13 protein-coding genes are annotated in these 13,272 nt (G+C 68.4%); 8 read left to right on the top strand and 5 right to left on the bottom strand.

The genetic code is table 11. The features are described from left to right. Positions 1-129 precede the first annotated feature (129 nt). On the top strand, positions 130-894 hold the full coding sequence (gene tam, locus AC6LJ2_RS17605) for a trans-aconitate 2-methyltransferase (RefSeq protein ID WP_263910099.1): 765 nt from the start codon (positions 130-132) through the stop codon (positions 892-894). A gap of 9 nt (positions 895-903) precedes the next feature. On the opposite strand, the gene AC6LJ2_RS17600 is transcribed toward tam, so the two are convergent. After that, positions 904-1,707, bottom strand: coding sequence for an AraC family transcriptional regulator (locus tag AC6LJ2_RS17600; protein WP_498151827.1), 804 nt, complete (start codon positions 1,705-1,707; stop codon positions 904-906). Between the two features lie 85 nt (positions 1,708-1,792). Between AC6LJ2_RS17600 and AC6LJ2_RS17595 the strand changes: the two genes are divergently transcribed. Then, positions 1,793-3,028 (top strand): MFS transporter, encoded by a 1,236-nt coding sequence (locus AC6LJ2_RS17595; RefSeq protein WP_498151826.1) that lies wholly within the window; start codon positions 1,793-1,795, stop codon positions 3,026-3,028. Positions 3,029-3,129: 101 nt separating this feature from the next. On the opposite strand, the gene AC6LJ2_RS17590 is transcribed toward AC6LJ2_RS17595, so the two are convergent. Then, positions 3,130-3,468, bottom strand: coding sequence for a protealysin inhibitor emfourin (locus AC6LJ2_RS17590; protein WP_263910102.1), 339 nt, complete (start codon positions 3,466-3,468; stop codon positions 3,130-3,132). Beyond that, on the bottom strand, positions 3,465-4,529 hold the full coding sequence (locus tag AC6LJ2_RS17585; RefSeq protein ID WP_498151825.1) for a M4 family metallopeptidase: 1,065 nt from the start codon (positions 4,527-4,529) through the stop codon (positions 3,465-3,467). The genes AC6LJ2_RS17590 and AC6LJ2_RS17585 overlap by 4 nt, the downstream gene beginning before the upstream one ends. A gap of 138 nt (positions 4,530-4,667) precedes the next feature. On the opposite strand from AC6LJ2_RS17585, the gene AC6LJ2_RS17580 reads away from it, so the two are divergent. After that, on the top strand, positions 4,668-5,312 hold the full coding sequence (locus AC6LJ2_RS17580) for a DMP19 family protein (protein ID WP_498151824.1): 645 nt from the start codon (positions 4,668-4,670) through the stop codon (positions 5,310-5,312). Between the two features lie 6 nt (positions 5,313-5,318). Here AC6LJ2_RS17580 and AC6LJ2_RS17575 read toward each other — a convergent pair whose 3' ends face one another. After that, positions 5,319-6,773, bottom strand: a complete 1,455-nt coding sequence (locus tag AC6LJ2_RS17575; protein ID WP_498151823.1) for an aminotransferase-like domain-containing protein — start codon at positions 6,771-6,773, stop codon at positions 5,319-5,321. Between the two features lie 123 nt (positions 6,774-6,896). Here AC6LJ2_RS17575 and AC6LJ2_RS17570 point away from each other — a divergent pair, with 123 nt between their 5' ends. Continuing rightward, entirely contained in the window at positions 6,897-7,697 is an 801-nt protein-coding gene (locus tag AC6LJ2_RS17570; RefSeq protein WP_498151822.1) for an arylamine N-acetyltransferase family protein, read from the top strand. Positions 7,698-7,931: 234 nt separating this feature from the next. Further along, complete coding sequence (locus AC6LJ2_RS17565; protein ID WP_175191481.1) at positions 7,932-8,774, top strand: prohibitin family protein; 843 nt, start codon at positions 7,932-7,934, stop codon at positions 8,772-8,774. Here the strand turns inward: AC6LJ2_RS17565 and AC6LJ2_RS17560 are convergent. Then, positions 8,767-10,842 (bottom strand): PTS sugar transporter subunit IIC/EAL domain-containing protein, encoded by a 2,076-nt coding sequence (locus AC6LJ2_RS17560; RefSeq protein ID WP_498151821.1) that lies wholly within the window; start codon positions 10,840-10,842, stop codon positions 8,767-8,769. The genes AC6LJ2_RS17565 and AC6LJ2_RS17560 overlap by 8 nt on opposite strands. 305 nt (positions 10,843-11,147) lie before the next feature. On the opposite strand from AC6LJ2_RS17560, the gene AC6LJ2_RS17555 reads away from it, so the two are divergent. From AC6LJ2_RS17555 to AC6LJ2_RS17545, 3 genes are all read left to right on the top strand, one after another. Beyond that, positions 11,148-11,390 carry a hypothetical protein gene (locus AC6LJ2_RS17555; RefSeq protein WP_263910108.1) on the top strand — a complete coding sequence of 81 codons (243 nt, stop codon included), beginning with the start codon at positions 11,148-11,150 and terminating at the stop codon, positions 11,388-11,390. A 154-nt stretch (positions 11,391-11,544) separates the two neighbouring features. Continuing rightward, complete coding sequence (locus tag AC6LJ2_RS17550) at positions 11,545-12,048, top strand: sigma-70 family RNA polymerase sigma factor (RefSeq protein WP_263910109.1); 504 nt, start codon at positions 11,545-11,547, stop codon at positions 12,046-12,048. Between the two features lie 52 nt (positions 12,049-12,100). Continuing rightward, positions 12,101-13,105: a FecR family protein gene (locus AC6LJ2_RS17545; RefSeq protein WP_263910110.1), complete on the top strand. Its 1,005-nt coding sequence runs from the start codon at positions 12,101-12,103 to the stop codon at positions 13,103-13,105. Positions 13,106-13,272: the final 167 nt, after the last annotated feature.

Here is a 13,272-nt window from a genome sequence, read left to right as displayed (position 1 = left end):
GCCAATGAGCGGGCCCCGGGGCTTTTGTCATATCGGGTGAGTATCGATTTTGTGTCGACTATATATTTGTAATATGGAATCGTGCGGCGTAGAGTGCAGGGCGTACACAGACCTATGCAAGGAGCCGCCATGACCTGGTCCGCCAAACAATATTCCGCCTTTGAAAACGAACGCACGCGCCCGGTGCGCGACCTGGTCGCCGCGCTGCCCAATGTAGCGGTCGCCAGCGCGGTCGACCTGGGTTGCGGCCCGGGCAATTCCACCGAAGTGCTGGCCAGCCGCTACCCCGAGGCGGCGGTGACCGGCATGGATAGTTCGGACGACATGGTGCAGGCCGCGCGCAAGCGCCTGCCTGGCATTGCGTTCGAGCTGGCCGATATCGAAACCTGGAACCCGCCGCAGCAGTACGACGTGATCCTGGCCAACGCCGCGCTGCAATGGGTGCCCGACCATGCGACGCTGTACCCGCGCCTGGTCAGCAAGCTGGCCCCGGGCGGCAGCCTGGCGGTGCAGACGCCGGACAACCTGGAAGAGCCCGCCCACCGGCTGGCGCGCCAGGTGGCGGCCGATGGCCCCTGGGCCGCCAAGATCGGCACGGTCAAGCATCCGCCGCGGCACAGCGCGGCCTGGTACTACGAATTGCTCAAGCCGCATTGCGGCCGGCTGGACGTCTGGCGCACGACCTACATGCACCCGCTGGCGGGCGCGCAGGCGGTGGTGGAATGGTTCAAGGGCACGGCGCTGCGGCCCTACCTGAACCGGCTGGACGCCGACGAGCAGGCGGCCTTCCTCGCGCGTTACCTGGACGAGATATCACGCGCCTATCCGGCGCTGGCGGACGGTACGGTGCTGCTGCCATTTCCGCGGCTGTTCCTGGTGGCGGGGCCGAAGTAGGTCCTGCCCCTACATCGCGCCGCGCTCTTCCGCCTTGTCCGAAAAATAGCGCGCGGGCGTCTGCCCCAGCGCCTTGCGGAACATGGTGATGAAGGCGCTGACCGATGCATAGCCCAGGTCTTCGGCCGTGCGCTGCACCGACACGCCCGACGACAGGCGTTGCAGTGCCATCACGATGTGCATCTGCTGGCGCCAGCGGCCGAAGCTCATGCCGACTTCCTGCTGCACCAGCCGCGCCAGTGTGCGTTCGCTCATGGCCAGCCGCCGGCCCCATTCGGCCACCGTGCTGCGATCGGCCGGATCGGCGCGCAGGGCGGCCGCGATTTCCTTCAGGCGCGGGTGGTCGGACAGCGGCAGGTGCAACTGTTCGGTGGGCAGCTGCGCCAGCAGTTCGACCAGTACGCCGGCCAGTCGGCGATTGGCCGGCTCGGCGGTGGCGGCGGGCGGCAGGTCGGCCAGGTGGGCCACCATTTCACGCACCAGCGGCGTCACGGCCAGCGTGCAGCACTGGGTGGGCAGGCCCGGCGTATCGGCCGGCACGAACAGGAAGCAGACCCGGCCGTTGTCGGTCACGCGGTTGCTGTGCGGCACGCCGCCCGGAATCCAGACCGCGCTGCCCGGGGGCACCATCCACAGGCCTTGTGGCACGAAGCTGGTGACCCCGCCCTGCAGCGACATCACCAGTTGCCCCATGCGGTGGCGGTGGGTGGGCGATTCGTGCTCGTTCTTGGCCGCGTTCACGCGCATGCCATAGGTCCATTGCTGCGGGGTGTCGGGGTCGAAGTAGGGGCTGTGCTGGTGGGGTGGGTACATGGCGCAGCGGTGCTTGGCAGAATTTAGGGATATTTTGTCATTATCTCGAAATTCAGCAGAAGCGGCATTGCTTAAGCTACTCGCCATGAATGTGCCTGCCCCCTCTCTCGCTTCCCAACGCCCCGTCTTGCTGATCGTGGGCATTCTTTTCATCGCCATGGCCTTGCGCGCGCCCTTTACCGGCATTGCGCCGCTGATCGGCCTGATCCGCGAGCAGATCGGCCTGTCGTCGTCCGCCGCCGGCATGCTTATCGCGCTGCCGCTGCTGGCATTCGCCATCGTGTCCCTGGGCGTCGCCAGCCTGGCGCGCCGCTACGGGCTGGAACGCACGCTGTTCGCGGCCTTGGTCATCATCGGCGCCGGCATCGTGCTGCGCAGCCACGGCGCCGCCTGGGCGCTGTACGCCGGCACCGCCGTCATCGGGTCCGGCATCGCCATCGGCAACGTGCTGTTGCCCAGCCTGCTCAAGCGCGACTTCCCGCAGCGCGTGGCCGGACTGACCTCGGCCTATGTGCTGACCATGAGCATCGCGGCCGGCGCCGCCTCGGCGCTGGCGGTGCCGCTGGCCAGCCTGGCGGGCGGCGACTGGCGCTTTTCGTCGCTGTGCCTGCTGGTCGTGCCGCTGGCCGGCGTGCTGCTGTGGCTGCCGCAACTGGCCAACCACACGCCGCCCGCGGCCACCACGGCGCATGCGCCGCATGGCGCCCGGCTGTGGCATTCGCCGCTGGCCTGGCAGGTGACGCTGTACCTGGGCATCAATTCCTTCGTGTTCTACGTGGCCGTGAGCTGGCTGCCGGCGATTCTTCGCGACGCGGGCTATTCGGCAGAACGCGCGGGTTCGCTGCATGGGCTGCTGCAACTGATGTCGGCGGGGCCGGCGCTGTTCCTCGCGCCGGTGGTGCGCCGCATGCAAGACCAGCGCGCCGCGGCGTTCTGCTCGGCGGGGGCGTCCTTCGTGGCGCTGACCGGCCTGATCCTGGCGCCCGCCTGGGCCGTGCTGTGGATCGTGCTGCTGGGCCTGGGCACCGGCGGCGGCATCATCCTGGGACTGATGTTCGTCGGCCTGCGCGCCAGCCACGCGCAGCAGGCGGCGGCGCTGTCGGGCATGGCGCAGTGCGTGGGCTACCTGTTCGCGGCCTGCGGCCCGGCGCTGGTCGGCGCCCTGCATGACCGGCTGGGCGATTGGTCGGTCGCGCTGGGCCTGTGCGCCGCGCTGTGCCTGGCGATGGCCGGCTGCGGGCTGCTGGCGGGCCGCGCCATCCAGATCGGGCCGTTCCGCCCGCATGGCGTGGCGGCGAAGGCCGACGCGAGCCAAGGGTAGCGATACGCACGCAGACACTTGCCCAGGACGTGGGCAGGGGCCACGCGGGAGCGGGCCCCGGGTCGATCCCGCCACCGTGCGCGGGCGGGTCTACCGCCCCATCACGGTCTGGCGCCCTGGCTGCGCCAAAGCTGCACCAGGGTGTCGGGGGCCTCGGCTTCGGGCACGTCGAACACCAGGCTGGCGGTCGAGCCATCGGCCGGATCTCTGAAGACCAATTCCACATGGAAGTAGCGCTGGTCGCCGCCTTGCGCGCCGGATTCCGGCGTGGCCCGCGGCGCCGCGCTTTGCAGCGCTTCGCAGACCTGATCGCGCAGGCCCGGCGGGCAGGTGGCCATGTCGATGCTGCGGGCGCGCGCCAAGCCGGGCAGATAGGCCAGGCCGCCTTCCCGGGTCAGGCTCACGCGCAGCGCGAGTTCAAGCGGGGGCAGGGTGATCATGGCTGCACGCCCACCGCGGCCCAGGCGCTGGCCACGGCCTTGTGAGCCGCGGTGTCGTGGCGGGTGCGGGCGATGTCGAGGGTCAGGCGCGCAAACGCCGCGAAGTCGGCATCGTGGCGCAGCCGCTTGTCGCACAGCGTCTCGTACCAGATGCGGCCGGCCACGGCCCAGGCCGGGCCGTCCAGCGCGGTGGCGGCCAGGTAGAAGGCGCGGTTGGGAATGCCGGAATTGATGTGCACGCCGCCGTTGTCGCGCGGCGTATCGACGTAGCCGCTCATGTGGGCGGGCTGCGGGTCCTTGCCCAGCATCGGGTCGTCGTAGGCCGTGCCGGGCTCGGCCATCGAGCGCAGCGCGCGCGCCTGCACCTTGGGCAGGAACAGGCCCTGGCCCACCAGCCAGTCGGCTTCGCGGGCGTTCTGGCCCAGCGCGTACTGCTTGACCAGCGCGCCGAACACGTCGCACAGCGATTCGTTCAGTGCGCCCGACTGGCCCTGGTAGGCCAGCGCCGCTTCGGTATCGATGACGCCGTGCGTGAGTTCGTGGCCGATGATGTCCACCGCGACGGTGAAGCGGTTGAAGACTTCGCCATCGCCGTCGCCGAACACCATCTGGGCGCCGTTCCAGAAGGCATTGTCGTAGTCTTCGCCGTAGTGCACGCTGCCCACCAGCGGCAGGCCGCTGGCGTCGATGGAGTCGCGGTGATAGATGTTCCAGAACAGTTTGTAGGTGGCGCCCAGGTGCGCATAGGCCTCGTCCACCGCGGCGTCGCCGCTGGCCGGCGCGCCTTCCGCGCGCACCAGCCGGCCGGGCAGGGTGGTGCCGTTGTCGGCCGTATGCACCGTGCGCTGCGGGGTGCCCGCGTCGGGATTCGGGCGGGGCTGGGCCAGGCGCGCGCGGGGCGGCTGCTCGGCCATTTCGCGCAGGCCGCGTTGTTGCTGGTCGATGATCAGGGTCTTGACCGCCGGCATGCTCACGCGCTTGTCGGCATGCTGCGCCAGGTGGTCCAGGACGTAGGGCGGGATCACGCCGATCAGCGGCGCGGACTCGGAAGGTCGGGTCATCGTCGGTCTCCGTCTGCGTGGATTGCGGATGGGGTGCCGGGCCGGGTAGCGTGCCCGGGACCATTGCTTTACGGTACCAGATGGGCCGCGCGGGCAAGTAACAGTATGCTTGCCGCTTTGCCTGCCTGAAACCTTCACATGCCAGACGCCGACTACCGCATCCGCGATCTTTCGCTGACCGACACGCACGTTGTCCTGACCCTGGCCAACGGCCGTACGCTGCATGAACCGATCCGCCGCCACATCCGGCTGGAAAAAGGCAGCCCGGCCGAGCGCGCGCAGTGGCAATTGGTGGACGACGGCCACGGCGTGGTCTGGCCGGCGCTGCTGGCGCCGTCGGCAGAAGGCATGCTGAACGTGCGCGACCTGCTGTGGGACGCGGTGTACGAGCGCGCGCTGGCCACGCTGCAGGCGGCCGAGTGGCAGCTCGACCGCTTGTCGCCGCGCGACCAGGAACTGGTGGCGTTGTGGCGCATGGAAGCCGACATCAACAACGGCGGCTTCATGCAGTTCCTGTGCAACTGGGGCGACCCCACCTGCCAACTGGCGCTGGGCGCGCTCAAGAAGATCGGGGCGGCGCGCACGCATGCCATCCTGGCGGACATGCGTGGCCTGATCGACCGCTTCGAGGAATCGCCCGAGGTGGTGCAGCTGAACGACATCTACGGCGCGATGACCGAAGACGAACAGGCGCGCCTGCAGGAACTGGACGAGGCGTATTTCGAGTACCCGGACAACCTGGCCCGGCTGGGCCTGGCGTATTACGGGGCGGCGGCGGGCTGATTCGGCCTAGCTGGCAGACGCAGCCTGCGCCTGCCGCGCGGCGTCGCCCAGCGTGCGCAGGCCGGCGGCCAGGGCGGGCGTCCAGGGACGGGCGATGTTCAGGCGCAGGCAGTGGCCGTATTTGCCCGTGGCCGAAAACAAGGTGCCCGGCGTGTACGAGATGCCCCGCGCCACCGCGTTGCGCAGCAGCGCCAGCGTGTCGGCGTGCTCGGGCAGTTCCACCCACAACCACCAGCCGCCTTCCGGGCCGCGCACGCGCGTGCCCGCCGGAAAGTGCTGGCGCACGCTGTCGCGCGCCAGCGGCACAACCGACGCCAGCCGGGTACGCAGCTTGCGCAGGTGGGCGGGCAGCTTGCCCGATTTCATGTAGTCGGCCAGCACCTGTTGCTCGAACAGGGGTGCGGCCAGCGAGTTGCTGATCTTCAGCGATTCCAGTTGGCGCTGGCGGCGCCCGCCCAGCACCCAGCCCAGGCGGAAGGCGGGCGCCAGGCTCTTGCTGCATGAGCCGCAGTAGATCACCCGACCGTCGCGGTCCCACGCTTTCACGGCCGGGGGGCGATCGGTCTTGTGGCCCAGGTCGCCGAAGGCGTCGTCTTCGATCACGGTGATGTCGTGGCGCTGCGCGATCTTCAGCAGGCGCTGCTTGGCCGCATCGGGCATGCAGTCGCCCAAGGGGTTCTGGAAGGTCGGCATGACGACGATGGCGCGCACGTCGGGCTGGTGTTCCAGCGCATATTCCAGCGCCTCCAGGCTCAGGCCCTGGCCGGGGGAGCAGGGTACCTCCAGCGCCCGCAGGCCCAGGTTCTCGATGGTTTGCAGCAGCCCGAAGTACACCGGCGATTCCACGATGACGGTGTCGCCCGGCCGCGCCACCGACCGCAGCGCGATCTGCATGGCTTCGGTGGCGCCGTTGGTGACCAGCACGTCATCCGGCGTGGCGTCGATGCCGCAGGTCGCCAGGTGGGCGATGAGTTCGGCCTTGAAGGCCGGCAGGCCGGTGCCCGACGGATAGGCGCCCAGCGCCAGCGGCTGCTGGCGCAGCTGGCGCTGGGCCAGCCGGGACAGTGCATCGCAGGGATACCACTCGGGCGCGGCGCTGGCCAGGTGCAGGGCCAGCGGCAGCGGCTGCGCGGTCAAGGCGTACAGCTGCGTCATGCGGTGCTGCAGCGACGCCAGGCGCTCGTATTCCATGCCGGCAGACGGCGCGGGCGCAGCCGCTGGCGCCGCCCTGCGGGCCTGGCGCAGCGCCTTCCAGTCGGCCACGTACATGCCCGATTTGTAGCGGGCGTCGGCGTAGCCTTCGCGTTCCAGCTGACGGTAGCAGCGCGTGGCGGTGGACACGCTGACGGCATGCGCCGCCGCGAGTTCGCGCACCGACGGCAGGCGCTCTCCCACGGGGTACTGGCCAGACCGGATGGCGGTCTTCAACCGCGCGGCAAGGACGGAATAACTGTGCTGCATGACAGATGCCGGAAGTGGATATCTGTGCAGCATAGCCTGGCGCCGGCCTGTCGTCGCGAAACGGCGTCGGCGCCCGCATGATGTGGCCTTTCCCTTGTCGCTTACCTTCGGAAGACGCACACCATGCAAGCCCGCAATTTCACGTTGTCCCGTTACCTTGAACGCATCGGCCATGACGGTCCGGTGGCGCCCGACATCGCCACCGTGGCCGCGCTGATGCGGCGCCAGCTGTTCACCGTGCCATTCGAGAACCTGGATGTGCAGGCGGGCCTCGGCGTGTCGCTGGTGCCCGAAGACATCGTCGACAAGATCCTGGAACGCGGCCGCGGCGGCTACTGCTACGAGGTCAACGGCCTGTTCGCCATGGCCTTGCAGGCGCTGGGCATCCCGTATCGCTACGTCGCGGCGCGCCCGATGTTCTACCCGGTCAAGCGGCCCAGGACCCACATGGCGCTGGTGGTGCACGCCAGCGGCGCGGACTGGCTGTGCGACCTGGGGTTCGGCAGCTACGGCATCCGCGCACCGCTGGCCTTGGCGGACCTGGACCGCGAGGTGCGCCAGGACATGGACCGCTTCATGCTGAGCCGGACGGAGGACGGCGACTTCCTGCTCAAGGCGTGGGCGGGCGGGCAATGGCAGAACCAGTACGGCTTTGATCTGTCGCCGCAGGAATGGATCGATTTCGCGCCGGCCAATTATTTGAACTCGACGCATCCGGACGCCATCTTCGTGCAGAAGCGCGTGGTGGTGCTGCACGCCGAAACCGGCCGCAGCATTCTGCTGGGCAATGCGCTGAAGGTGGTCGGCGCGGATTCGGTCGAGGAATCCACGCTGGACGAGGCGGGCGTGACCGAGGCGCTGCAAGGGCGCTTTGGCCTGGCGGTGGCGGCGCCGGCCTCATCTGACAAGATGAAACAACCGTAACTTTTCTGTCGATATTCGGGGACGGACACGCGCTAGAATCGCTGGCTTCTATCCCGGGGGGGACTGCCAGATGCGTTATTTCCTGATCTTGGTTGGGGCGGCCGTGGTCGCCTATCTGCTCGCGCGCGGCATCGCCGCCGTGCTCTCGGACCGTAAACGCAATAAATCAGAAAAGGACTCCAAGTGAAGCCGACCGACCTGCAGATCGTCAAATCCGCCAAGCCGCGCAGCCTGATGGTGGCCGTGGTCACGGGCGTGCTGTTCCTGTTGATCCTGTTCATCGCGTTCGGCTCGTGGTTCCAGGTGGACCAGGGCGAACGCGGCGTGGTGCTGCGCAACGGCAAGCTGGTGCGCGTGTCCGAACCGGGGCTGGACTTCAAGACGCCGTTCATCGACAGCGTCATGATGGTGTCGGTGCGCGACCACACCTTCGTGTTCGAGAAGCTGGAAGCCTACAGCTATGACCAGCAACCGGCCACGCTGCGCGTATCCGTCACCTACCGCGTGCCGTCCGAGCACGTGGCCGAGCTGTATTCCGAATACGGCACCATCGGCAACCTGCAGATGCGCGTTCTGGAACGCAAGACGCCCGACGCGGTCAAGAACGTATTCGGCCAGTACACCGCCGTGCGCGCCATCCAGGAACGCCAGAAGCTGGGCCTGGACGTGAACAACGCGGTGCTCAAGACCATGGAAGGCGCGCCGGTGCAGGTGGTGGGCGTGCAGATCGAGGAAGTGGGCTTCTCGCAGGCTTACGAGCATTCCATCGAACAGCGCATGCTGGCCCAGGTGCAGATCGAGACCACGCGCCAGCAGAAGGAAACGGCGATGATCAACGCCGAGATCCAGGTGGTCAAGGCCAAGGCCGAAGCCGATGCGCGCCGCCAGCAGTTCACGGCCGAAGCCGACGGCATCCGCATGCGGGGTGAGGCCGAAGCGGCGTCCATCCGCGCCAAGGCCGAGGCCCTGGCCGCCAACACCAACCTGGTCAGCCTGAACGCCGTCGAGAAATGGGATGGCGTGCTGCCGGCCACGCAGGTGCCCGGCTCGGCAATGCCGTTCATCGGCATCAAGTAGGCGCGCTGGCGCCCTGCGCGGTGGCCTGCCTGCGCCGCCGCGCGAAATCCACCACGTTCTCGCCCGGCAGCGCGCGGCTGTAGAACCAGCCTTGCACGATGATTTCGGCGCTGGATGCCAGCGCCGAAATCTGTTCCTGGGTTTCCACGCCTTCGACGATGATCTGCAGGTCCAGCGCTTCGCAAAAGCGCAGCAGGCCGCTCATGACCTGCGCGCCGCGCTCGCTGCGCTGGGCCACGACGAAGCTGCGGTCGATCTTGACCGCGTCGATCTCGAACTGGTGCAGGTAGCTCAGCGCCGAATAGCCGGTGCCGAAGTCGTCGATGTAGATGCGGCAGCCGATGCCGTGCAGGCGGCCGAAGGCCGTGTGCAGCGCCTCGGCGTCTTCCACCAGCGCGTCTTCGGTCAGTTCCACCGAGACCTGGCCACGAGCCTGCTCCAGCACCTTCACCAGCTTGTCCAGGTACGAGGCCGACGTCAGCGTGCTGCTGGTGACGTTGATGGTCAGCGGCAGCGTGAAGCCGGCCCGACGCCAGACCTGGCATTGCAGCACCGCCTGCTTGGCCACCCACAGATCCACCTCGCGCATCAGGTCCGCCTGCGCCAGCCAGCGCAGGAATTCCAGCGGCGCCTGCTGCGTGCCTTCGGGCCCGGTGGCGCGCAGCAGCGCCTCGCAACCGGTGCATAAGCCGGTGCGCAGCGACACCTGCGGCTGGTATTCCAGGTAGAAGTCGTATTCGCTGATGGTGCGGATGCGCGAGATCTCGGCGCTGCGCCGGGCGCGGTTGGCGTAGGTCGACACCACCGGATCGTGCGCGAACAGCAGGGATTCTTCCTGCAGCCGTGGGAAGGTGGTGTCGAGCGATTTGAAATAGACGGTGGCGTCGGCCTTGCGCTGGCGTTCCAGCGCGACCACGAAGGGCGCGTACATGCAGGTGCCCAGGGCGATCAGGAACACCTGCAGCACCACCCCGCCCAGGTGGCCGCCGGACCCGAGGTACGCGTTCAGCAGGACGGGCGAGGTCAGCGGCAGCGTCACGGTGGCGGGGTCCAGCCAGCCCAGCTGCACCACGGCCAGCGCGATGACGACGTTGCACACCGGCGCCAGGATGAATGGCATGAGCAGGCGCGGGTTCAGGATCAGCGGCAGGCCGAACAGCAGGATCTCGTTGACGTTCAGCAGCGATACCGGGATGCTGGCCAGCGCCAGCAGGCGCAGCGATTCGCTGCGCGAGAACACCAGAATGGCGGCCACCAGCGACAGCGTCGCGCCGGCGCCGCCGATGAAGGCGAAGGCGCCCAGCAGCGTGCTGTTCAGCGCGTACATGCCTTGGTAGCCGGCGGCGGCGCTGGCGGCGTTCAGCGAGGTGGCCTGGTCCAGCACGTCGAGGATGGGCGCCATGGCGTGATAGCCGTGGATCCCGAAGAACCAGAAGACCGAGTTCATCGCGGCGATCATCGGGCCGGTCGTGAAGGGGCTGTCCAGCGAGGCCAGGTCGACGGGGATGTTGAACTGCGCCACGCCCGGAATGCGCAGTATCGCGCTCAGGATCAGCACGATGACGGCGGCGACCAGCAGCCCCGGCACGACCATGTTCAGGGTGCCGCGTACGTTTTCGCCGATCAGGCCGTCGGGGGCCAGCCGGGTCCAGCGGCGCCGGTGCAACCAGGACAGGAGCGGCACGGTGCCCAGGGGCGAGACGATGGCGATGAACAGGGTCAGGGTGGCGGCGGCGTGGGGGTAGGGCGCGAGCAGGCCTTCGGCGATGACCACGTACGACAGGCACAGAAAGGCGGCCGGCAGGTTGGGCACGCGGTAGCGGATCGACAGCATGTAGCCGATCGACGTGCTGACCAGCATCGGCATCACCGCGTTGAGCTTGTCGTGGACGCCGGACAGCACGTCGGCCACGTGGGGCGGCAGCCCCAGATGGCGGGCGACGATGGCCAGCACCAGGAACAGCGCAGCCACCAGCAGGCAGGGCATCGTCCAGAGCAGGCCTTCGCGGATGGCACGCAGCGCGCTTGCGCCGGCCAGGGCCGCCAGCCGATCTTTCGGATAGCGCATGAAGCTCGATGTCGGCATACCGGTGTCGCCCTTAAAAGCCCGCTACCGAGGGAGGGCTGTCCCAGGGGCCGCATCGTGCCGGCGACCTGGGCTTTGTAAGAATGCTTTGCGGAATCCTAGCGCCTGAGTTCCCGCTTTAGCAATCGCGTTTCGAAAAAATCCTAGGGATTCCCCTCTGTCAAGAATTGAAAAGGCGGCGCATCGTGCGCTTATCAGGCGACAGGCAGGGCGATACGATCAATGGGAAGTCGCCGGTTTCGTGGGACGGCGGCTTCACGCAAGGGCTTTACCGAGAGGACGACAGGATGTCTCAGTTGGAGTGGGTGCCCGGCGACAAGACGCCGGAGCGGCAGGGCTATTACGAGACCAGGCTGGATACGGGCGGTACCGCGATTTCGCTGTACAGCGTGCTGGGATGGATGCCGGCCAGGGCGCCGGGCAACATGGTGAGCTGGCGTGCGCTGCCGCCGGCGGCCGAACGCGAAGAGGCCGAACGGCATATCCAGGAGCTGCGTGCGGCCCAGAGCCATGTGCCGATGGATTACTAGGACCGAATCACCAGATCAGATGCGTCTGATTTCCCTGGGGGACAGGACCGGAACGCGCGGCCCGTAGCGGGCACGGATCGCGGGCGCCAGTTGCGATAATGAGAATTATTTGTAAAATCCGCAGCGTTCCCCCCCTACGCTACCGGATCGACCCATGTCCCGCCCCGCCTCGTCCCGCCCCGGATGGCTCGCCTGCTATGACGAGCTGATCGGCGCCTGGACGCGCCGGTCGGGCAACCGGCACGACGCCGAAGACGCCGCGCACGACGCGATCGAGCATCTGCTCAAGGCGGACGGCAGCGTGGCGGCCAGGGCGCGTGGCTATCTGTTCCAGGTGGCCGGGCACCGCCTGATCGACCGCTGGCGTCGCCAGGGGCGCGAGCAGCACGTGCCGCTGGACGACCTGGCCGAAGCCGATCAACCCGCCGCGCCCGATCCCGATGCCCCGCTGCGGGCGGCGCGGCTGGCCGACGACCTGGCCCGCGTCCTGGGGGAACTGCCGCCCAAGTGCCGCCAGGCGTTCGTGCTGAACCGCATCGAAGGCTGGACCCAGGCCGAGGTGGCCACCTACATGGGGCTATCCAAGAATATGATTGAACGCTACGTCATGCGGGCGATCGAATACGTGCAGGAGCGTCTGCGCGAGCACGCGCCGTGACGCCGCCTTCCTTCACAACAGATTCGCGCCCCGACGCGGACGGCAGCCACCGATGACCGAGTCCTTTACCCGCGATGCCGACGACCCGCGCCAGCCCGCCACCGCCGCCTGGTGGTTTGCGCGCTGGCATTCGGGCGACATGACGCGCCGCGAACGCCGCGCCTTCGCGCGCTGGCGTCGCGAGCAGCCGGACGCGGCACGGGAATTCGACCGCATGCAGCAACTGGGGCAGGCGGCCGAGCGGCTGCCGCAAGACCGCGTCCAGGCCCTGCTGGGCGGATCCGTACCGGCCCGGCCCAAGGCACGCCGATGGCTGCCGTCGGCGGCACCGCTGCGCGTGGCCTTTGCCTGCGCCTTGCTGGCGCTGGTGGCCCTGGCGGGCTGGTGGAGCCTGCCAGGCGAAGCGCCGTCGTTCACCACCGTGGTGGGCGCCGACCGCGGCGAACGCAAGCAGGTCACGCTGCCCGATGGCTCGGTGCTCGAGATCAACGGCAACACGCTGGCCGAGGTCAAGTTCTACGGCGGGCGCCGCGAGGTCGAATTGCAGGGCGGCGAGATTCTCTTTTCCGTCAGCCCCGATGCCGAGCGGCCGTTCCTGGTGCGTGCCGGCAGCGGCGAGGTCCGCGTGACCGGCACGGTGTTCGATGTTCGGCGCGACGAAGACGTCGTCACGGTGCTGGTGCGGTCCGGCACGGTGGAAGTCACCGGTGGCCATTGGTGGAACCTGGGCCTGGCGGTGCTGCGCGGCGGCCATGGCATCCGCGTGCCCGGCAGCGGCGCCATCGGCGTGCCGGCGCCCGCCGACGTCGAGACGGCGCTGGCCTGGCAGACGGGGCGCGTGGTGTTCAAGAACGCGCCGTTGGCCGAGGTGGTCAGCGAGATGAACCGCTACCTGGCCACGCCGCTGCGCGTGGCCGACAGCCGGGCGGGGCGCCTGCGCGTGTCCGCCTCGTTCAGCCTGGACCGCCCCGAAGCGTTGCTGGATGCGCTGCCGGCGGTGGCGCCTGTGAAGCTGGCCCCCGCGGCCAACGGCGTGATCGAGGTGTCGGCGCGCTGACTGTTACAAATTAAGCGGACAAAACATTCAGGTTTTTCCGCCGCTGCATCGTTCCAGGCAAGAAGGCGCGTCGCGCCGCGTTCCCGCTTCGGGGACTTTCCTTCTTGCCGTTGAACCGAATCCGCAGCTGACCGTGAATCTTCCCGTCTGGCGCCCCGTGCGCGCCG

The sequence above is a fragment of the Achromobacter sp. 1014246743 genome, from assembly GCF_059760725.1.
The sequence above is the reverse complement of the archived record's forward strand: the minus strand, read 5'-3'. Positions and strand labels throughout refer to the sequence as shown.

Excerpts from the sequence above, each read along its gene's own strand:
- AC6LJ2_RS17590 (WP_263910102.1), bottom strand. The coding sequence starts at position 3,468 with ATGATCACCCTGCCCCCGCTTGAACTCGCGCTGCGCGTGAGCCTGACC.
- AC6LJ2_RS17545 (WP_263910110.1), top strand. The coding sequence starts at position 12,101 with ATGACCGAGTCCTTTACCCGCGATGCCGACGACCCGCGCCAGCCCGCC.
- AC6LJ2_RS17560 (WP_498151821.1), bottom strand. The coding sequence starts at position 10,842 with ATGCGCTATCCGAAAGATCGGCTGGCGGCCCTGGCCGGCGCAAGCGCG.
- AC6LJ2_RS17565 (WP_175191481.1), top strand. The coding sequence starts at position 7,932 with ATGGTGGCCGTGGTCACGGGCGTGCTGTTCCTGTTGATCCTGTTCATC.
- AC6LJ2_RS17580 (WP_498151824.1), top strand. The coding sequence starts at position 4,668 with ATGCCAGACGCCGACTACCGCATCCGCGATCTTTCGCTGACCGACACG.
- AC6LJ2_RS17585 (WP_498151825.1), bottom strand. The coding sequence starts at position 4,529 with ATGACCCGACCTTCCGAGTCCGCGCCGCTGATCGGCGTGATCCCGCCC.
- AC6LJ2_RS17575 (WP_498151823.1), bottom strand. The coding sequence starts at position 6,773 with ATGCAGCACAGTTATTCCGTCCTTGCCGCGCGGTTGAAGACCGCCATC.
- AC6LJ2_RS17555 (WP_263910108.1), top strand. The coding sequence starts at position 11,148 with ATGTCTCAGTTGGAGTGGGTGCCCGGCGACAAGACGCCGGAGCGGCAG.
- AC6LJ2_RS17595 (WP_498151826.1), top strand. The coding sequence starts at position 1,793 with ATGAATGTGCCTGCCCCCTCTCTCGCTTCCCAACGCCCCGTCTTGCTG.
- tam (WP_263910099.1), top strand. The coding sequence starts at position 130 with ATGACCTGGTCCGCCAAACAATATTCCGCCTTTGAAAACGAACGCACG.
- AC6LJ2_RS17600 (WP_498151827.1), bottom strand. The coding sequence starts at position 1,707 with ATGTACCCACCCCACCAGCACAGCCCCTACTTCGACCCCGACACCCCG.
- AC6LJ2_RS17570 (WP_498151822.1), top strand. The coding sequence starts at position 6,897 with ATGCAAGCCCGCAATTTCACGTTGTCCCGTTACCTTGAACGCATCGGC.
- AC6LJ2_RS17550 (WP_263910109.1), top strand. The coding sequence starts at position 11,545 with ATGTCCCGCCCCGCCTCGTCCCGCCCCGGATGGCTCGCCTGCTATGAC.